General features: G+C 66.0%; 21 protein-coding genes. 15 read left to right on the plus strand and 6 right to left on the minus strand.

The window, feature by feature from the left end:
- Nucleotides 1-11: 11 nt before the first annotated feature.
- The 4 genes from RIC54_RS02015 to RIC54_RS02030 all read left to right on the plus strand — a co-directional run bounded on the left by RIC54_RS02015 (nucleotide 12) and on the right by RIC54_RS02030 (nucleotide 3011).
- Nucleotides 12-542 (plus strand): sigma-70 family RNA polymerase sigma factor, encoded by a 531-nt coding sequence (locus RIC54_RS02015; RefSeq protein ID WP_350095435.1) that lies wholly within the window; start codon nucleotides 12-14, stop codon nucleotides 540-542.
- Nucleotides 514-1332 carry an anti-sigma factor family protein gene (locus RIC54_RS02020; RefSeq protein ID WP_350150461.1) on the plus strand — a complete coding sequence of 273 codons (819 nt, stop codon included), beginning with the start codon at nucleotides 514-516 and terminating at the stop codon, nucleotides 1330-1332. Before RIC54_RS02015 ends, RIC54_RS02020 begins: the two co-directional genes overlap by 29 nt.
- A 9-nt stretch (nucleotides 1333-1341) precedes the next feature.
- On the plus strand, nucleotides 1342-2493 hold the full coding sequence (locus RIC54_RS02025; protein WP_350095441.1) for a 2OG-Fe(II) oxygenase: 1152 nt from the start codon (nucleotides 1342-1344) through the stop codon (nucleotides 2491-2493).
- Between the two features lie 98 nt (nucleotides 2494-2591).
- A complete protein-coding gene (locus RIC54_RS02030) occupies nucleotides 2592-3011 on the plus strand; it encodes a hypothetical protein (protein WP_350095444.1) in 420 nt (139 codons plus the stop codon).
- A 6-nt stretch (nucleotides 3012-3017) separates the two neighbouring features.
- On the opposite strand, the gene RIC54_RS02035 is transcribed toward RIC54_RS02030, so the two are convergent.
- Nucleotides 3018-3647, minus strand: a complete 630-nt coding sequence (locus RIC54_RS02035; RefSeq protein ID WP_350095447.1) for a carbonic anhydrase — start codon at nucleotides 3645-3647, stop codon at nucleotides 3018-3020.
- 112 nt (nucleotides 3648-3759) lie between these two features.
- On the opposite strand from RIC54_RS02035, the gene RIC54_RS02040 reads away from it, so the two are divergent.
- Nucleotides 3760-4053, plus strand: coding sequence for a hypothetical protein (locus tag RIC54_RS02040; RefSeq protein ID WP_350095450.1), 294 nt, complete (start codon nucleotides 3760-3762; stop codon nucleotides 4051-4053).
- A 4-nt stretch (nucleotides 4054-4057) separates the two neighbouring features.
- On the opposite strand, the gene speB is transcribed toward RIC54_RS02040, so the two are convergent.
- Together speB and RIC54_RS02050 are read right to left on the minus strand one after the other, a co-directional pair.
- Complete coding sequence (speB, locus tag RIC54_RS02045) at nucleotides 4058-5116, minus strand: agmatinase (protein WP_350095453.1); 1059 nt, start codon at nucleotides 5114-5116, stop codon at nucleotides 4058-4060.
- A 72-nt stretch (nucleotides 5117-5188) separates the two neighbouring features.
- A complete protein-coding gene (locus tag RIC54_RS02050; RefSeq protein WP_350095456.1) occupies nucleotides 5189-5662 on the minus strand; it encodes a MarR family winged helix-turn-helix transcriptional regulator in 474 nt (157 codons plus the stop codon).
- A gap of 98 nt (nucleotides 5663-5760) precedes the next feature.
- Here RIC54_RS02050 and RIC54_RS02055 point away from each other — a divergent pair, with 98 nt between their 5' ends.
- Both RIC54_RS02055 and RIC54_RS02060 read left to right on the plus strand, forming a co-directional pair.
- Entirely contained in the window at nucleotides 5761-7002 is a 1242-nt protein-coding gene (locus RIC54_RS02055; protein WP_350095459.1) for an MFS transporter, read from the plus strand.
- Nucleotides 7003-7049: 47 nt separating this feature from the next.
- A complete protein-coding gene (locus RIC54_RS02060; RefSeq protein ID WP_350095462.1) occupies nucleotides 7050-7955 on the plus strand; it encodes an LpxL/LpxP family acyltransferase in 906 nt (301 codons plus the stop codon).
- A 1-nt stretch (nucleotide 7956) separates the two neighbouring features.
- On the opposite strand, the gene RIC54_RS02065 is transcribed toward RIC54_RS02060, so the two are convergent.
- On the minus strand, nucleotides 7957-9747 hold the full coding sequence (locus tag RIC54_RS02065) for an ABC transporter ATP-binding protein (protein ID WP_350095465.1): 1791 nt from the start codon (nucleotides 9745-9747) through the stop codon (nucleotides 7957-7959).
- A gap of 324 nt (nucleotides 9748-10071) precedes the next feature.
- On the opposite strand from RIC54_RS02065, the gene RIC54_RS02070 reads away from it, so the two are divergent.
- The 8 genes from RIC54_RS02070 (at nucleotide 10072) to RIC54_RS02105 (ending at nucleotide 17978) form a co-directional block, all read left to right on the plus strand.
- A complete protein-coding gene (locus tag RIC54_RS02070) occupies nucleotides 10072-11214 on the plus strand; it encodes an O-antigen ligase family protein (protein ID WP_350095468.1) in 1143 nt (380 codons plus the stop codon).
- A complete protein-coding gene (locus RIC54_RS02075) occupies nucleotides 11211-12263 on the plus strand; it encodes a glycosyltransferase family 9 protein (protein WP_350095471.1) in 1053 nt (350 codons plus the stop codon). Before RIC54_RS02070 ends, RIC54_RS02075 begins: the two co-directional genes overlap by 4 nt.
- Nucleotides 12260-12946, plus strand: coding sequence for a phosphatase domain-containing putative toxin (locus tag RIC54_RS02080; RefSeq protein WP_350150463.1), 687 nt, complete (start codon nucleotides 12260-12262; stop codon nucleotides 12944-12946). The genes RIC54_RS02075 and RIC54_RS02080 overlap by 4 nt, the downstream gene beginning before the upstream one ends.
- A gap of 4 nt (nucleotides 12947-12950) precedes the next feature.
- The gene (locus RIC54_RS02085; RefSeq protein WP_350095477.1) at nucleotides 12951-13796 is read left to right on the plus strand and encodes an AraC family transcriptional regulator; all 846 of its coding nucleotides are present in this window, start codon (nucleotides 12951-12953) and stop codon (nucleotides 13794-13796) included.
- A 46-nt stretch (nucleotides 13797-13842) separates the two neighbouring features.
- Nucleotides 13843-14253: a DUF2000 family protein gene (locus tag RIC54_RS02090; RefSeq protein WP_350095480.1), complete on the plus strand. Its 411-nt coding sequence runs from the start codon at nucleotides 13843-13845 to the stop codon at nucleotides 14251-14253.
- A 246-nt stretch (nucleotides 14254-14499) separates the two neighbouring features.
- Nucleotides 14500-15441: an ABC transporter permease gene (locus RIC54_RS02095; RefSeq protein WP_350095483.1), complete on the plus strand. Its 942-nt coding sequence runs from the start codon at nucleotides 14500-14502 to the stop codon at nucleotides 15439-15441.
- Nucleotides 15438-16331 carry an ABC transporter permease gene (locus tag RIC54_RS02100; protein WP_350095486.1) on the plus strand — a complete coding sequence of 298 codons (894 nt, stop codon included), beginning with the start codon at nucleotides 15438-15440 and terminating at the stop codon, nucleotides 16329-16331. Before RIC54_RS02095 ends, RIC54_RS02100 begins: the two co-directional genes overlap by 4 nt.
- Before the next feature lie 54 nt (nucleotides 16332-16385).
- On the plus strand, nucleotides 16386-17978 hold the full coding sequence (locus RIC54_RS02105; protein WP_350150465.1) for an ABC transporter substrate-binding protein: 1593 nt from the start codon (nucleotides 16386-16388) through the stop codon (nucleotides 17976-17978).
- Nucleotides 17979-18054: 76 nt separating this feature from the next.
- Here the strand turns inward: RIC54_RS02105 and RIC54_RS02110 are convergent, their stop codons facing one another.
- Together RIC54_RS02110 and RIC54_RS02115 are read right to left on the minus strand one after the other, a co-directional pair.
- Entirely contained in the window at nucleotides 18055-18474 is a 420-nt protein-coding gene (locus RIC54_RS02110) for a GNAT family N-acetyltransferase (protein ID WP_007676255.1), read from the minus strand.
- A gap of 7 nt (nucleotides 18475-18481) precedes the next feature.
- Entirely contained in the window at nucleotides 18482-19108 is a 627-nt protein-coding gene (locus RIC54_RS02115) for a glutathione S-transferase family protein (protein ID WP_350095493.1), read from the minus strand.
- Nucleotides 19109-19123 lie beyond the last annotated feature (15 nt).

Consider the following 19123-nt stretch of genomic DNA (forward strand, 5'->3'; position numbering starts at 1 on the left):
GATCGCCGGGCATGACTTCCCAGGACGTGGTAGCGCATATCCAGCGGCTGCGGCGCTATGCCCGGTTTTTGTGCCGCAACACGGCAGACGCTGACGATCTGGTTCAGGACACGCTGGTCAAGGCGATCGCCCGGGCTGAGCTGTTCAAGCCGGGTACCGACTTGCGGGTCTGGCTGTTCGCCATTCTTCACAACACATTCGTGTCGGGAACGCGGTCATACGAACGCCGGCAGAGGGTGTCGTCGGTCTTCGTCCACGACGACGGCGTGCGCATCGAGGCCAGCCAGGAGGCTCACGTCGAACTGCGCCGGGTACTGAAGGCAGTCGATCGCCTGCCCGACGACCAACGCCGCGTAATCCTGCTGGTATCCGTCGACGGTCTCACCACCGACGAGGCAGCCGTGGTCCTGGACCTGCCGGTCGGGACCGTCCGCTCACGGCTGGCCCGGGGAAGGGAAGCCCTGCGCCGCCTCGCGCACAGAGAAGCGGGCGGCACGTCCGCGCTTCGGCTCGTTGGAGGTCATGATGTCCAAACCGGTTGAAGATTGGGAACTGAGCGCATTCATCGACGGCGACCTGCCCTCGCAGCGCATGGAAGAGATCGAGGCTGAAGCAGCCCGCTCACCGGAGCTGCGCCGACACCTCTCGGAGCTACTGGCGGACCATCAGGCGCTGGTTGAGTTGGCTCGACTGGAAACCGCCTCCATGGGGGATCTTCCACATCGCCTGGCCGACGCCGGTTCCGAGCTGGCCATGGAACTGCATACCGCAGTATCGCAAAGCAGTCGCGCCCGGCCCAGCTTCGTCAGCCAAATGTGGCGGCAGGTCGCGATGCTGACGGCCGGCGTTGCCGTCGGGTGGGCGGCTGCATCTTGGGCCGCGGGGCATGATGACCCTTTGTCCGCCTTCATCGACGAAGCCGCCGAGGTTCACCGGGTGTCAGCCGCTGCACCATTCTTCGCCCGAGAGGCTTCGGAGTCCGCTATCGGCAGCGTCGAGACTCTGTTTGCCCATAAACTGACCCCACCCGACCTGGCCTTAGCCGGTTTCACGCTGTCGAGAATCGACGTGGTCGCAACCGATACCGGGCCGGCTGCCTTGTTCGTCTACACCGACCCCGAGGCGCGGCGACTGTCGCTTGTGCTCTCGCTGGACTCCCCCATCCTCGAAGCCCTCAATCGCGATGGTGCCGAGCCTCGGGTCACCACCCATGACGGACTGGCCGTTTCCTACGGCAAGGCCAGCGATGTCGCCTACGCCCTGGTCGGCTCAATTCCGGAGCCGCGAGCCCGGCGGATCGCCCGGCTTGTCTCCAACTCCCTGACGCAGTGAGGACTGCCAATGACTCGATTCGCCCCGGGCGACTTCCTGCCGAAATTTCGCGCCGACAGCAGTATCAATCCGTCGTTCAATTTCGACTCGCTCGCTGGACATCGATTTGCGTTGGTATTCGTGGCCAGCGTCAACTCGGAAATTGGTAGGGCATTGACTCAGACACTTCTTGATGAGGCCGCCTGGCTGACCAAGCACAACATTCTTGTCTACGTCGTTACTACCGATAAGCGCGACTCGAACAACGAGCGGCTCGCCAACTTCACTGAGCGGTTCACGGTGTTCTTTGACACCGACCGGGCCATTCATCGGCTCTTTGGCATGGAAGCCACACCTGCGGACGCAGTACCCGGTACCCTGGTTCTTCGTGTCGGCGCCTTGCTGGTTCGGGAAAACCTGCGCGCGCAGGCCTACGTCGCAGCCCGGCCGGTGGAGGGATTCGGCGAGCGACTGCGCACCGCTATTGCCGGATACCCCATCCGAGTTCCGGCTCAGGCAATGCAGCAGCACGCGCCCGTGCTGATGATTCCCGATGTCGTGAGCCCGGCTTATTGCCGCCAACTGATCGACTACTACGAAGCCCACGGTGGCGGCGACAGCGGCTTCATGCGCGACGTTGACGGTATGACGCGCGGAATGCTCGACCCGAAGATGAAGCGCCGCAAGGATTGTGCAATACACGACAAGGCGCTGTTGACACCGTTACGTCGCGCGTTGGAGACCAAGGTCATTCCAGAAATCGGCAAGGCATTCGGATATCGCGTCTCCCAGGTCGAACGCTACATCATCGGATGCTACGCCGCAGCCGATCAGGGCTTCTTCAAGGCACATCGTGACAATACCTCGATGGCGACGTCGCACCGCAAGTTCGCCATGAGCCTCAACTTGAACAGCGACGAGTACGAAGGCGGTGCCCTGCGGTTTCCCGAGTACGGCCCCCACACCTACAAGCCGGGCGTCGGTTGCGCTGTGATCTTCTCCTGCTCGCTGCTGCACGAAGCGACCCCGGTAACCCAGGGCCGACGCTATGTCGTCCTGCCGTTCCTTTACGACGAGCGAGGGGCGGCGCAGCGCGCCGAAACGAGGCAGTTTCTCGCCGAACAGCAGGCGGTTCCCGGTGCGGAGCCGATGATACCCGTTGCAAACCTGACCGCCGCGTGAGGGACATACGTAGAATCACCAGCGCGAAGCGCCGACACAGAACGTGTAGCGTAGACACTCATAGAAGCCCACCACGCCAGAACAGGCGGAGGCGCCCGATGAAGCACGCGGGATTTGAGCTTGAGATTGATCGGGATCGCGACATCCTGACCTTGCGGTATCTCGGCACCCTTACATTCAACGTCGCGCAACGCGCCCTGGCGGCTTGCTTTAGCGATCCGTCTGTAACGGCATCGACCTTGGTACTGCTGGACACGACCGGCGCGCATGTTCACGAGGTCGATGTCGACTGGTTGCGACGGTTTCAGGCCTATAAGGATGCCGCAGGCTATCCGTCGCAGATCACCGCCCTGGTGGTCTCCCGGTACGAGGGTAATCAGCTGCTGGGCCAGCTTTGGGCGGCGATGCGCACGATGAAGATTCCGGGATCGGCAGGTGTGTTCACCGACACGCAGGCCGCGACCGAATGGCTGTTGGAACGCCGGGTGACACCGAAATCGGCATCGATGAGCGCGTAGGAGCGACTACACCCCCAGCCTCTCGCGATGCTCGGTCGCTCCCCTTGCACCCGTGATGCTGGGTCCGAGACTTCTGATAATTCCATCCTCCAGCCCGTAAACCCAGCCATGCACCGCCAGCAGTCGGCCCGCCATCCAGGCATCCTGGACCACCGGCGTCTGCGTCACCCTCGTGACGGTCTGCTCAACGTTCAGTTCGCACAGGCGATCCAGGCGTGCCCGGGCGTCGGGCAGCTTGGCCAGATCGGGCTCGAAGCGTTCGTGCAGATCCATGATCGGGCGCAGCCAGTGGTCGATCAATCCGTGGCGTAGCCCATCCGCTGCGGCCACGACCCCGCCGCACCCATAGTGGCCGCACACGATGATGTGTTCGACCCGCAGGACCTCGACGGCGTACTGCAGGACAGAAAGGCCGTTCAAGTCACCGGGATGCAGCACGTTCGCCACGTTGCGGTGAACGAACACCTCGCCCGGTTGCAGACCGGTGATCACGTTCGCCGGAACCCGGCTGTCGGAGCAGCCGATCCAAAGATACTTCGGGGCCTGCAGATCCTTGAGGCGCTTGAAATAGTTCGGGTCTTCCAAAACCCGTTGGGCGGCCCACTCCTTGTTGTGCGCCAGCAGTTCATCGATCATGACGTTACGCTCCCGACAGACACCGCGCAGAACTCCATCAAGCTATACTACCTTCTTCGAACATCGTGACGAACCGCCCGCTACCGCCCGATATTGCCCTGGAGGCCACTGAATGACCCTGGACGACTTCCGACAATCGCTGACCCGCAACGTACCACCCGATGCGATGACGCCCGCCTTGACGGGCCTTTGGTACCAGGGCCGCGGCGACTGGCACGCTGCCCACGAGGCCGCCCAGTCCGATGACGGTCCGGAAGCTGCCTGGGTGCACGCCCACCTGCACCGCGTCGAAGGCGACGAGGCGAACGCCGGCTATTGGTACCGTCGAGCCGGGCGCCCGCACTGCCGCGATCCGCTTGATGCCGAATGGGAAGCGATCGCGGCAACCCTGCTTGCCGGCGCCTGATGGCTCATTTCCAGCCAGCGGCCTTCCGTGCCGGCTCGGCTAGGCGAGCCAGGCAGAAGATCGTGAACAGGATCTGCGCCGCGGCGTGAGCGGTATTGGAGGTTGCATCGTACTGAGGTGCCACCTCGACCACGTCGCCGCCCACCATCGGCAGTCCGGCCAGACCGCGCAGGATCTCCATCGCCTCCAGAGACGTCATCCCGCCGATCTCCGGCGTACCGGTTCCGGGCGCGTAGGCCGGATCCAGACTGTCGACGTCGAACGAGATGTAGAACGGCTGATCACCGACCACCGCCCTCGCCTTTTCCGCCACCGCCGCGGGACCCAGCTTCAGGACATCCTCGGCATGCAGCACGGTCATGCCGGACTCATAGGAGAACTCCCACAGATACTCCGCGGCACCTCGGATACCGATCTGGATGGTACGCTCAGGATCCAGGACGCCATCGAGCACCGCCTGGCGGAACGGGCCGCCGTGATGGAACTTGGCTCCTTCGTAGGGGCCGCTGGTGTCGCAATGCGCATCGATGTGAACGAGGCCAAGCGGCCGGTCCCGGCCAAGGGCCTTGAGGATCGGCAGCGAGATCGAGTGGTCGCCACCGATCGCCAATGGGATCACTCCCGCAGCGTGCACGTTCGCGAAGTAAGTCTCGATGTCCTCGTGGCAGCTGACCAGGTCGTAGCGGCTGCGCATCACCACATCGCCGACATCGGCCACGGCGCAACCGGCCAGGGGCGCGATCTTCAGCTGATGCTCATAGGGTCCGATGCGCTCGATCGCCCGCACCGCCCGCGGACCAAGTCGCGAGCCCGCCCGGTTGGTGACACCCAGATCCATCGGCACGCCGACCAACGCATAATCCAGCCCATCGAGGTCCGGCGAGTCATCCTTCATCGGCCGGTAGGGCGCATCCAGGAACGTCGACACCCCGGAGAACGGCCAGAGACGGCGGCTACCGCGGAAGATCTGTTTGCCGACTTCAGCGAACTCCGGATCGAAGATCGTCCCTTCCGGGGCCGGGCCGTATTTCTCCCGGAGGGCGCGCAGTTTGTCCTGATCCATGAACGGTCTCCAGACATCGGGGCGAACGGAACACCGCCGGAATAGCAGACCCGCGGGCGGGCGTCGCCCCCGTCAGTCGGATGCGATGGCGGAAGACGTCTCTGCCAGCAGGCGGCGAAGCTGCCGGCCGCCATCAGCCCCCAGTTTACCGCGAATCGACGCCTCCGCCTGCCGCCAGACCGGACGCGCAGCCTGCAGCGTGCTTTCGCCCTTCGCGGTCAGAACGACGCTCCGCGACCGCTTGTCTCCACCCGTGCCAAGCCGGACCCATCCTGCGGCCTGCAAAGGCCTCAGGTTCCGGGTCAAAGTGGTCCGGTCCATCATCATCAGGTCGGCAAGGTCCGTAATCGAGGGCTCTCCGGCCTGGGCAAGCATGGCCAGCAGGGAGTACTGCGTGAGCTTCAGGCCGGTCGGCTTGAGGGCGTCGTCGTAGATCTGGGTCATTCGGCGGGCAGTTCGGCGTAGCGCGGCGCAGGTGCAGCGCATTTCGCCTGCAATTGATGCCGATCCAGCATCGCTGCCGGTCCCGGTGTTCGGATCGTCCATTGTTGACTCATTCGTGCAGGTACACCAGTGTAACCACACGCATTATAGCCGATCGATTCGCGCGCATCCATCCTGCCCTTCGGCATCTGAGGCCCCCCATGTCGAGCACCGCTTCCGCTCCTTCGTCCCCCGCCGGCTCCGGCTGGCGTACACCGCTGGTGGTGATCCTGGCCGGGTGTCTGATCGCCATGATCGGGTTTGGCATCCGCTCGGTCTTCGGGCTGTTCCTTGAACCGATGACGGTGACCCACGGCTGGGACCGCAGCACTTTCGGCCTCGCCATGGCGATCCAGAACCTGCTGTGGGGAATCGGCGTTCCGATCGCCGGCGCCATCGCCGACCGCTACGGCCCATCCCGGGTGCTGGCGGTCGGAGCGCTGGTCTACACGGCTGGTGTCTGGGGCATGGCGCATACCTCGAGCGTGCTCGGCCTGCACCTGTTCGGCGGGGTGATGACCGGAATCGGCGTCGCCTTCACCGCGTTCTCGCTGGCCATGGCGGCAATGGCCAAGGTGGTCGGACCGGAGCGGCGCTCGCTCGCCCTCGGCCTGGGTACGGCGGCGGGATCGTTCGGACAGGTCGTGTTCTCGCCACTCGGACAGACCTTCATCCATCAGTTCGGATGGGAGCCCGCGCTGGGCTATCTCGCGTTGTCGGCGCTGCTGGTCATTCCACTCGCCTTCGTGCTGCCGAACATCCAGGCCCCGAAGGGTGAGGCGCTGCACGACCAGAGTCTGGTCCAGGCACTGCGCGAGGCGAGCGGCCATCGGGGCTTCGTCCTGCTGACCATCGGGTTCTTCGTCTGCGGTTTCCATGTGGCGTTCATCACGGTCCACTTCCCGGCATACGTCTCCGACCTCGGCCTGGATCCGTCGGTCGGCGCGACCGCCCTTGCCCTGGTCGGCTTCTTCAACATCGTCGGCTCCTTCGCCGCCGGCATGTTCGGGCAGCGCTGGAGCAAGAAGACCGGACTCGCCTGGATCTATTTCCTGCGCTCGATCGCGATCATCGGACTGCTGATGGCCCCCAAGACCGACCTGACAATCTATCTGTTCGCCGGTTCCATGGGCATCCTGTGGCTATCGACGGTTCCGCTGACCACCGGCATCGTCGCCCAGGTGTTCGGTGTCCGGTACATGGCGACCTTGTTCGGCGTCGTCTTCCTCAGCCACCAGCTCGGCAGCTTCATGGGTGTCTGGCTCGGCGGCTATCTGTACGACACCGTCGGCTCCTACGACGGTGTCTGGTGGGCGGGCGTGGTGCTCGGCGTCCTCGCGGCACTGATCCACATGGTCATTGACGAGAAACCGCTCGGGCGGCTGACCCCGGCCACGGCCTGACGCGAACAGGACTGGACGGGACGGCGGCGAGGAACCATACCGACGGCATGAGTCGTCTCCTCACCCGCCTTCTCCAGCCGCTCGAAGCGGCACTCGTCCTGGCGTTCTACGGGCTGTTCAGTTTGCTGCCCACGTCCGCCAGTTCGGCGACCGGCGCTTGGCTGCTGCGGCGGATCGGACCGCTGATCGGCGCGCACCGGACCGCCCGGCGGAACCTGGAGCGCACCTATCCCGACCATCCGGCCTCCGAGATTGACAGCATTCTCGACGGCATGTGGGCGAATCTCGGCCGGAACATTGGCGAGTTCCCGCACCTGAAGACCCTGCTGGCAGACCCGGCTGTCGTCCAGGTTGATGGGATGGAAACCATCGAGGCTCTCCGCGAAGCCGGCGGACCAGTGATCTTTGTCGGCGCCCATCTGGCGAACTGGGAGATCGCGCCGGTGGTCGCCCTGCGCCACGGCTTCACGGTCGACTTCATCTACCGCGCGCCGAACAACCCCTGGGTCAACCGGCTGCTCGAGCGCCGCCGGATCGATCCGGCCGGCGTGATGATCCCGAAGGGCGCCGAAGGCGGACGCCGGGCGCTGGCAGCGCTGAAGGCCCAGCGCTCCCTTGGAATTCTGGTCGACCAGAAGATGAACGAAGGCATCGAGGCTCGGTTCTTCGGCCGACCGGCCATGACCACCCCGGCCTTCGCGCAGCTGGCTCTGCGTTTCGATGTACCGGTCGTGCCGGTCCGCTTCGAGCGCCTGGGCGGGCCGCGCTTTCGAGTAACGGTCGATCCACCAATCCAGCTTGAACGAACGGGCGACCGCTCGACCGACGTCGCCGCACTGGTTCAGGCGGTCAACGACCGGGTCGAATCCTGGATCCGCGAGCGGCCGGAGCAGTGGTTCTGGGTGCATCGCCGCTGGCGCGACAAGCCGATCCGTACGCCGGGACCGGTCTAGGTCAGCCCGCCGGTACCGCGGCTGGTTCCTCGACATCTCGGAACTGCAGGGCGTGCAGCCGCGCGTACAGCCCGCCATGCGCCACCAGCTCGGCGTGGGAGCCGCTCTCGACCACCCGCCCGCGCTCGAACGCGTGGATCACATCGGCGCTCTGCACCGTCGACAGGCGGTGGGCGATGACGATGGTGGTGCGCCCCACCATCAGACGTGCCAGCGCAGTCTGGATCTGCATCTCGGACTCGGTGTCCAGCGCGCTGGTCGCCTCGTCGAGCAGCAGGATCGGAGCGTCCTTCAGAATGGCCCGGGCGATCGCGATGCGCTGCCGTTGTCCGCCGGACAGCTTCAACCCATGCTCGCCGACCCGGGCGGCGTAGCCGTCGGGCAGTTCCGAGATGAAGTCATGGGCCGCCGCCGCCTCGGCCGCCGCCACTACATCGGCATCGCTGGCGTCGGGCCGGCCGTACCGGATGTTCTCGGCCACCGTGTCGTCGAACAGCACCACCTCCTGGCTGACCACGGCAATGGCTGCCCGCAAGCTCCTCACCGACAGGGTGCGAAGGTCGCGCCCGGCCACCCGCACGGCACCGCCCTCGACATCGTAAAAGCGGGGAATAAGGGACAGAACCGTGCTCTTGCCGGCGCCGGACGGGCCGACCAAAGCGGTAACCCTGCCGGCCGGCGCCACCATATCCAGTCCGGCCAGCGCCTCGGTTCCGTCGGGATAGCGGAACCGCACGCCCTCGAACGCCACCGAAGCCGGCGCCCGGTCCAGTTCCACCGCGTCGGGCGCGTCGGCGATCAACGGCTTGCGGTCGAGCATCCGGAACAGCCGGTCGGCGGCGGCCAGGCCCTCCTGCAACGTCGTACTGACTTTCCCCAACCCTCGCAGCGGCTGGTAGGCCATCAGCACCGCGGCGATGAACGAGAAGAACGCACCCGGCGTGGTCACGCCGTCGATCACCCGGATGCCGCCGTAAATGATCACGCCGGCAACCGCCAGACCGCCGAGGACGTCGATGATCGGCTGCACCGCCGCACGCACTCGGCCCTGACGGAACGCCAGGCGGAACAACGCCTCGATCACCGAGCCGACGCGCTGGCGCTCGGCCTCTTCCATCCCATAGGCCTTGATCACCCGGATACCGTGGAACGCCTGGCCGAGCAGCGTCGTCAACTCGCCCATCCGCTCCTGCGACTGGCCCGACACCCGCCGCATGCGCTTACCCAGCCGTTGCAGCGGCAGGATCGAGATGGGAGCCACCACCAGCGCGATTAGTGACAACAGCCAGTCCTGGTAGATCATCACCGCCGCCAGGAACACGATCGACAGCCCGTCCCGTCCGATCCCGACCAGCGCCGTCGACACAGCCTGGCGCAGCGCCTGGACGTCGTAGGTGAAGTGCGAGATCAGCGTGCCGGTCTGGCGGCTCTGGAACAGGGCGACGTCCTGGTCGAGCAGATGGCGGAACAGCCGGTTCTGGACGTCGGCGACGATCCGCTGGCCGACATAGGCGAGAACCGCTTCCTGCAGGTACGCCGCCACCGATTTCACGACAAAGATCGCCAGGACGCCGCCACCGATCAGCCACAGCATGTCGCGGTCGCGTTCGACGAACACCTTGTTGACCACCGGGTCCAGCAGCCACGCCGAGCCTGCCGTCGCCGCAGCGACGATCGCCGACGCGATGGCGGCACCAACCAGCCACAGGGCATGGTGCCGGATGAACTGGCGCCACAAGCGACCCATCAGCGGCAGGCTGCGCTGGTCGCTGATCGGCAGCCGGGTTTTCATGGGGGGCGATTCGCTCATCGGCCCAGAGCCGGCGGCGTCGGAGGGTCGTCGCGCGTGAGGATGGTCATCGTCTGGGGCATGGCCATACGGTCCGGGTCGCGCTTTCCAGCGTGAAGGCGCTGTGTTAGTGGGTACGGCCTGCTCAACCTAGTGCCGAACGTCCGATGGCGCCACAAATTGTTGGCCACGGCGTGGCCGAAACGGCGGCCATCCAGGAGGCGAGCCATCACGCCGGCTGACAAAACCAGCGTTCCCGACCGATGGTTCGCACGGCCCGACCTGGTCCTGGCCGGCGGGCTGTTTCTGTTTGCCACGGTCGGGGCGATGGCGAAGCAGGCGATGGCGCCGTTATCGATCGCGCTTGCGCTCGGGCTGCTGGTCGTCACGCTGTGCAACCAGCGTCGTTCGGCGCTGCCTTCTTTCTCGGTAGCCGTTCTGTTTGCGGTTTTCCTGGCTTATGTCGCCGGCGCTCACCTGCCGCCAGCCCTGGGCGAGCCCGACTGGACCGAGACGGTCGTCAAGCTCGGCATGCTGGCGGTCGTTCTGTGGCTGGCATCGGCGGACTGGACCGGTTCGATCCGACCGGACCGCCTTGCGTACATCGCCCTGTGGGCACTGGCCGGGCTGGCGATTGGCTCGGCGTTCCTGCTGGTGGAATTGACGTTCGACTCCCCGTTCCGCCGCCTGTCCGACGGACTGGCTGCCAGCGTCGTGATCGACCCGGCCCGATACAACCGGCCGGCGGTCGCCCTGCTGCTGCTGTCCCTGCCGTTGGCGGGCCTGCTCGCCCGGTACGTCGGACGGCGCCACGCCGTTACGGCGCTGCTGCTGGGCCTGGCACCTGCGCTGGCCGGTCAGTCGGCGGCCGGCTGGCTGGCGGCCCTGGTCGCCACCCTGGTCTACGCTGCGGCCCGCTGGCACTCCGGCGCCGTGCTGGTCGCCGGCAGCGTGTTGACAGTCGGGCTGGTGGTCGGCGCGCCTCCGCTGCTGACGGCGGCTTACCACACGGCGGTCCGCCAGGAGATCGCAATGCCGCTGTCGTTCACCGACCGTCTGGAGATCTGGGATCACGCGTCGGACGCGATTCGTCAGGCGCCTTGGATCGGCCAGGGCCTGGGGTCGGTTCGGCATCTGCCGCTGTCCGATGAGCAGCGCAGCCGCTACCGCTACCACAAGGCGCCGGCCACCCACGCGCACAACGCCGCCCTGCAGATCTGGGTCGAGTTCGGTGCGATCGGCATCGCCGCCGGGCTGGCCCTGCTGGGGATCGGCGCCGGCGCGATCCGACGGATGGACCGGAACGCCCAGCCCGTCGCGCTCGCCACCGCCTCCGCGCTGTTGGTGATCGCGATGGTGTCGTTCGGGCTGTGGCAGGAAACCTGGATGGGCCTGATCGGCGTCACGGTCGTCGTGGTCCGGTTGGCCGCCCAGCCCACCGGCGCAAGTCGTCCAGGGTCCACCGGATGACCGGCCGACACGCCCCTGCAGCGCCGCGCAGCATCCTGGTTTATGTCGGGCTCGATCTGGTCGGCGACGGGCTGATGAAGCTGCCGTTCGTCCGCGCGCTGCGGCAGGCTTTCCCTGCCGCCTCGATCGTCTGGCTCGCGGGCAAGGGCCCCAGTGCCTATTCAGGAACCCTCGCACCGCTGGTGGAAGGGCTGATCGACGAGGTTGTGGACGACGCAGGAGTCGGAGCGGGCTGGAACGAGATGCTCGACCCGCTAAAGGGCACTTCATTGCACGGGCGTACCTTCGACCTGGTGATCGACACCCAGCGCCGGGTGAAGACCACCCTGATTCTGAAGCGGATACCGCACCGCGTGTTCATCTCGGGTGCCGCCGGCTACCTGCTGTCGAACCGGCGTCCGCCGTTCGGCCATCGACGACCGACCGCGATGATCCGGCAGATGCTCGACCTGCTGGAACTGGCGAGCGGACAGCCCGCGGTGCCGACCGTCACCCGCACGATCGACCGAACCGCGGACGATCTGGCCCGAACACTGCTGGACGACGGCAGGGCCATCTATGTCGGCTTGGTCCCGGGCGCCGGAGGCAAGCACAAGTGCTGGCCGTTGGACCGCTTCATTGATCTCGGAAGCCGGATCGCCGGGCGCGGCCAGACCCCGGTCTATCTGCTCGGCCCTGGCGAATCCGAATGGGCGGACACGATCCGCTCGTCGATCCCTAGCGCGGTGTTACCGCTGCAGGATCCGCGCGCCGGCGCGCTCGGCACGTCGCCGCTGCTGACCATCGCCCTCGCGGCCCGCTTCACCGCTGCGGTTGCCAACGACAGCGGCGGCGGCCATATGCTGGCAGCCGCCGACATACCGTTGCTGTCGCTGTTCGGCCCGACGCCACCAGCCAAGTTCGCACCCTTCGTCACTCGCGGGGCCGTGCTGCGGGCCCAGGATTTCGGTGGCGGCGAGATGAGCAATATCCCGTTGCAAGCGGTCGATGACGCCCTAGAACTGCTGCTGGCAGAAAGCCGCCCAGATCCGAACCGTGGATGCCGATGATCGACCTGCCCCACCGCGCCGCCTCCGTCGCGCCGTTGACCTCCGACGAACGCCGCAGCGCCTGGCTGAACATGCTGCTGGTCGACCATGGCTTCCTGCGCCAAGTTTATGTCCACCGCCACAAGGTCGCCGATGGCGTCTGGCGTGCCGCGCAACCGGGTCCCGGCCATCTGGAGCAGTTCGCGAAGGAAGGCATCCGCACCATCCTCAACCTGCGCGGCCCGCGGGTGGAGTGCGGTGCCTACCGGCTGGAACGCGAGGCCTGCGCGCGGCTCGGGCTGGTCCTGATCGACTTCCCGATCCGCTCCCGCGCGGCGCTCGACCGGGAGACCGTGCTGGCGGCGCTCGACCTGTGGGACGGCTTGGAACTGCCACTGCTGATGCACTGCAAATCGGGCGCCGACCGCACCGGCTTCATGGCGACCCTGTACCTGTGGCAGCGCACCGGCTTGCCACTGCGTCAGGCCATGGACCAGTTGTCCTGGCGATATGGCCACATCCGCCAGGCCAAGACCGGTGTCATCGACTTCTTTTTCGAGAGCTATCTCGCCACCGAGGCTCGCAGCGGCATCGGCTTCCGGGACTGGGTCGCCACCGAGTACGACCCCAAGGCGCTGAACGCCGCGTTCAGGGAAAACTGGCTGGCCGGCATCCTGGTGAACAAGATCCTGCGCCGCGAGTAACGCCATGCCCCGCACGATCGGGGATCGCGTCCAGTTCTGGCGGCACGCCGACACCGGCATCGAACTGCTGCATGCACGGTTCGGCGGCCACGCCTATGACCGGCACGCCCACGATACCTATGCGATCGGCGTAACTCTGCGCGGCGGGCAAGGCTTCCACCACCGCGGACGCCGCCACGTCAGCACTCCCGGGACGGTGATCGCCATGAACCCGGAAGACGCCCATGACGGCAGCGCAGAGACAGAGGACGGATTCAGCTACTGGATGCTGTACCCGAGCGCTGAGTTGTGGACCGAGATCCTGGGCGACGCCGCCGGGCGACGGACCCACCTGCCGTTCTTCACGGCCACGCTGATCGATGATCCCTGCTGCCGGGAACACCTGCTGAACCTCTGCCGCACCCTGGTGGACCCTGCAGCCGGTTCGCTCGAGTCGGACTGTTCACTGACGCAGACTCTGACCGCACTGGCGCGTCGGCACGGCCGTACCCCACCCCCGGCACCGCTCGAACGCAACGACCCGGCGGTCCAGCGGGTGCACGGACTGCTGCACCACGAGTATCAGCGCGAGTTGCGCCTGGAGGATCTGGCGCGCGAGGCCGGACGCAGCCGGTTCTGGGTCAACCGGGCCTTTGCGGCAGCCTACGGCCTGCCGCCGCATACCTACCTGACGCGGCGACGGCTGGAGTCGGCCCGCCGCATGCTGGCCCACGGCGAACCGGCGGCCGAAGTAGCGGCGGCCGTCGGCTTTACCGACCAGAGCCATCTGATCCGCCGCTTCAAGGCAAGCTACGGTATCACCCCCGGCGCGTTCCAGGCGGCCTGCACGGATGTCCAATCCACCACGTGACGGTGGCACTATGGAGTCCCGGTCGATCATCAATCGGGAGCCTGTCATGAGACACGACACCAAGATCGCCATCGTCCTGCGCGACGATCTGGCCGACTGGCAGAAGCTGAACGTAACGGCATTCCTGGCCAGCGGCGTTGCGGCCAGCGCACCCGAGACCATCGGGCAGCCATACCGCGATGCCGACGGGGTAGGCTACCTCGCGATCTTCGGCCAACCGGTACTGGTGTTCGCCGGATCGGGAGCAGCGGTGAGCAGAGCGCACCGCCGGGCGCTCGAACGGAACCTCTCGATGGCCGTCTATACGGAAGGCATGTTCCGGACCGGCAATGACATCGACAACCGCGCCGTCGTGGCCAGCCTTCAGACAGCGCTTCTCGAACCGGTCGGCATCGCCGTTCACGGCGACCGCAAGGCGGTCGACAAGGCGCTGAAGGATCTGAAGCTGCATCCCTGACCCGCCAAATCCAAATGCAGGCACGGTCCCGAATTCTTGACGCCATGTGATCAATCGGTCGCCACTCTGCTTAATTCGTTCGCATACAGGAGAATGCATCGTGGTCAACCGATGGCGGTTGGGAATCTCCGATCGACCGGTTTCCAAGGGCTTGGCTGATCCGGCCGGAACGTGCCAGGGTTGGCATGACCGTTGCCATGTCCCTGACGGTCACCCTCCTCATTCGGCGTCAGGACCCCTTTCGCCATGCTTCAGCATATTGCCCATCGTCTGCTGATCTCGATCCCGGTTTTGATCGGCGTTCTGCTTGTCGGCTTCCTGCTACTGCAGGTGGTTCCGACCGACCCCGCGACCGTCGTCGCCGGACCGACGGCCACCCATGTCGAGATCGAAGCGATTCGTGAGGCCATGGGACTGAACGAACCGATCTACGTCCAGTTCGGGATCTATCTCACGCGGGTTCTGCAAGGCGACCTCGGCCGCTCGATGATCTCGAACTCGCCCGTGGTGACCGAACTCGCCAACACCGTCGGACCGACCATCGAGCTGATGCTGGCCAGCCTGATCTGGGCGGTCCCGCTCGGCATCGTGCTCGGCACGCTGGCCGCCGTGCGGCGCGGGCGGATGTCCGACCGGATCATCATGGCGGTGTCGGTGGCCGGCGTGTCGATGCCGATCTTCTGGTTCGGCCTGATGCTGATCCAGTATGTCGGCTTCCACTGGCAGCTGTTCCCGTTCCAGGGCCGCGGCGGGCCCCTTTGGACCCTCGGCGGACTGGACCACATCGTCCTGCCGGCCCTGACCCTGGGCGGTGTGTTCATTGGCCCGGTCGCCCGCATGACCCGGACCTCGCTGCTGGAGGTACTCGGCAGCGACTTCGTGCGGACCGCCCGCGCCAAGGGAGTATCGGAACGCCGGGTCGTCATCAGCCATGCCCTGCGAAACTCGCTGATCCCAGTGGTCACCCTGATCGGCCTGCAGATCGGGTTCCTGCTCGGCGGGGCCGTGGTGACCGAGACCCTGTTCGCGTGGCCGGGGGTCGGCCGGCTGGCGGTCGGCGCCATCACCTCCGCCGACTACGCCCTGGCCCAGGGCGCGATCCTGGTGCTCGCCCTGTCATTCCTCCTGGTGAACCTGCTGGTCGACGTGCTGTACGCCGTCCTGGACCCAAGGGTGCGCGCACGATGACCCAAGTTTCCGCCGCTCCCCTCGCTGCCCTGCCGACCGAGGCCGCGACCGGCCGGATGCTCCGGCCGTCAATCTGGCGCAAGCTCAGCCGCGACAAGGCCGCCATGCTGGCCGCCGTATTCCTGGTGGTCGTTGTCGCCCTGGGCGTGCTGGCCCCGTGGATCACCCCCTACGATCCGTACGACAACAACCTGCGGAACATGCTGAAACCGCCAAGTGCTGCGTTCTGGCTCGGCAATGACGGCCTGGGCCGGGACATGGTCAGCCGCCTGCTGTTCGGCATCCGCACCACCCTGACCATGGGCATCATTGCGGTTGCGGCCGGCGGTTCGATCGGCGCGGTGCTCGGCCTGCTGGCCGCCTATTTCCGCCGCCTGGAAGGCCCGATAATGCGGGTGGTCGACGTGCTGCTGTCGTTCCCGTCGATCCTGTTCGGGCTCGCCATCGCCGCGGTGCTGGGCGCCGGCACGTTCTCGATCACCATCGCGCTGACCGTTGCCGCCGTGCCGGCCATCGCCCGGATTACCCGGGCGGCGGCCCTGGTCGTCATGCAGCAGGAGTACATCTCCGCCTGCCGGGCGATCGGGATGAGCGACGGCCGAATCATCTTCAGGCACCTGCTGCCGAACTGCGCATCGACGATCTTCGTCTACCTGACCCTGCAACTCGGCCAGACCATCCTACTCGGTGCCGCCCTGAGCTTCATCGGCCTGGGCGCCCAGCCGCCGACCGCCGAACTCGGCACCATGGCCGCCGACGGCCGCAACTTCCTGTTCTTCGCCCCGCACGTCTCGACGATCCCCAGCGTCGCGATCTTCCTGATCGTGCTCGCCTTCAACGTGCTCGGCGATGCACTGCGTGACGTTCTCGACCCGCGCCTGCGCCAATGACCGGCGGAGCGCCCGGAATGCCCACCCGTTGATCAACCTGAGGAGGCGACTGCGATGAGGACACCGAGACCAGCTGCATGGTTGGGGGCGCTGGCGCTGGCCGTGCTGCTTCCAGCCACCACCCCTGCCGTCGCGGAAACGTCCGCGACGATCATGCGCACCATCGACACCGACCGGTACGATCCGCACCGGTCGACCGCGCGGTCGACGGCCGAGGCGCTGTTCATGGTCGGCGACACCCAGGTGGCGCTCGATCCCGACCTGCAGACCGTGCACCCGCTGCTGGCCAAGTCGTGGACCGTGTCCGACGACGGCAAGCTGTACACCTTCAAGCTGCGCGACGACGTCACCTTCTGCAGCGGCAAGAAGTTCACCGCCAAGGACGTGAAGGCCTCGATCGACCGCTGGCTGGACCCGGCGACCAAGGGCGTGGTGAAGAACCGCGCCGGCGACGTGAAGGAAATCCGCGCGGTCGACGACTACACCGTCGAGTACGAACTCTCGCAACCGTACTCCGAGCTGCTGTTCCAGATGACGCAGCACTTCCACACCATCATCAACGCCGACCAGGTCGCCGCCCTCGGCGAGGACTTCGGCGTGAAGGGCTTCGACGGCACCGGACCGTACTGCTTCGAGTCGTGGGAGCCGCGTAACGAGTTGGTCCTGAAGAAGCACGAGGCCTACAAATGGGGCCCGGCATTTTACGCCAACAAGGGTCCGGCCAAGGTCGACAAGCTGATCTGGAAGATCATTCCGGAAGACAACAACCGGGTCGCCGGCATCCAGGCCAACCAGGGCGACGCCACGCAGTACATCCCGTACTGGGCGGTCGACCAGTTGCAGGCCAACCCGCAGATCTCGGTGACCAAGGCGCCGTCCTATTTCTGGACCTACTTCGTGGGCTTCAAGATCACCCGCGAGATCGCCGACGACATCGAGGTGCGCAAGGCGCTGAACCTCGCGGTCGACCAGAAGGCGATCGCCGAGGGCCCGTTCTTCGGCAAGGCCGAGCCGGCCTACGCCTACATCCACCCGGACGTGCTGGACTACGACAAGAAGGACATCAACACGTCGCTGTTCGGCTACGACCCGGAGAAGGCCAAGGCGACGCTCGACGCCGCCGGCTGGAAGATGGGCGACGACGGCTTCCGCCACAAGAATGGCAAGAAGCTCAAGCTCGTGGCCTACAGCTTCACCAACATCTGGCAGCAGATCATGGAGGCCATGCAGGGCGACATGCGCAAGGTCGGCGCCGACCTGGAGATCCAGGTGTTCGACGCCACGGTGATCTGGGGCAAGCTCAAGACCCAGGACTTCGACATGTTCACCATGTCGTACCCGTACGTCTCGGCCGGCGACGCCATGAACCTGTACTTCCCGTCGGAGAACCGGCCGACCCCGAACCGGGTCAACTGGGCCGACGACAACACCGACAAGTGGCTGTCGGAAGGCCGCGCCGCACTGACGCCGGAAGCCCGTTACGAGGCCTACGCCAAGGTGCAGAAGCAGGTGCACGACGCGGTGGTGTGGATCCCGCTGGTGCACGAACCGATGTTCGTGGCCGCCGGACCGCGCCTGAAGCCGATCGCCGCCCATGGCATCTATGGCGCCGGCCTGTACAAGGGCCTCGGCATCGAGCTGAAGTAGTATCTGCCCATATCAAATGCAGCGGGGCCGCCCAATGGGCGGCCCCGTTCGCGTTCGTGACAATGGCCGAGAACCGCTACAGCCACTTCTCCATGAATATCAACGCATCCCGGCTGTAGCCGAGCCGGTCGTAGAACCGCTCTACTCCGGCATTGTCCGGCTCGATCAGCAGATTGACCTTGTCGCAGCCGATGGCTGCCAACCGCCTCTCGGCCTCCGCCATCAGGCAGTCACCCAGGCTCAGGCCGCGCGCCGACGGGTCGACCGCCAGACGGTTGATCCAGCCGCGCCGGCCGTCCCAACTGGCCATCACGCTGCCGACGACCGCGCTGCGCCGCTCGGCCACCATGAACAGGCCCCCAGCGTACTCGATCAGCCGACCCAGCCGCTCATCGGTGTCGGAGCGGCTCGGGTGCAAGCCGCACCGCTCCCACAGCGCGCGCAGGGCCGGCAGGTCGGCCGCCGTGGCCGACCGCAGCGTCGTCGGATCGTCCATCAGGGCGTCAGGCGTCGGCCGGGATCTCCATGCCGCGCTGCACCGCCGGGCGAGCCATCAGGCTGTCGTACCAGCGCTTGACGTTCGGGTAGTCGTTCAGATCGACCAGTTGCCACTCGTAGCGCGCGACCCACGGCAGGATGGAGATGTCGGCAATCGAGTACTCGTCGTTGGCGAAGAACTTCTTGCCTTCGAGATGGGCGTTCATCACCGAATACAGGCGCCGGCATTCGGTGCCGTAACGCTTCTTGCCGTAGGGAATGTCCTCCTTGGCGGCCCGCTCGAAATGATGGACCTGACCGAAGATCGGACCCACCCCGCCCATCTGGAACATAAGCCACTGGATGACCTGGTAGCGCGCCGCGGTGTCCTGCGGCATCAGCTTGCCGGTCTTCTCAGCCAAATACATCAGGATCGCGCCGGATTCGAACAGCGTGTACGGCTTGCCGCCGGGCCCGTCGGTGTCGACGATCGCCGGGATCTTCGAGTTCGGGTTGATCGCCACGAATTCCGGTGTGAACTGGTCGTCCTTGCCGATGTGGATCGGGTGCACGTTGTACGGCAGCCCAAGTTCCTCGAGCATGATCGACGCCTTGCGGCCGTTCGACGTCTTCCAGGTATAGAGTTCGATCATCGGATTTCCTCCCTG

This window comes from Thalassobaculum sp. (assembly GCF_040219215.1).
Taxonomy (GTDB): domain Bacteria; phylum Pseudomonadota; class Alphaproteobacteria; order Thalassobaculales; family Thalassobaculaceae; genus Thalassobaculum_A.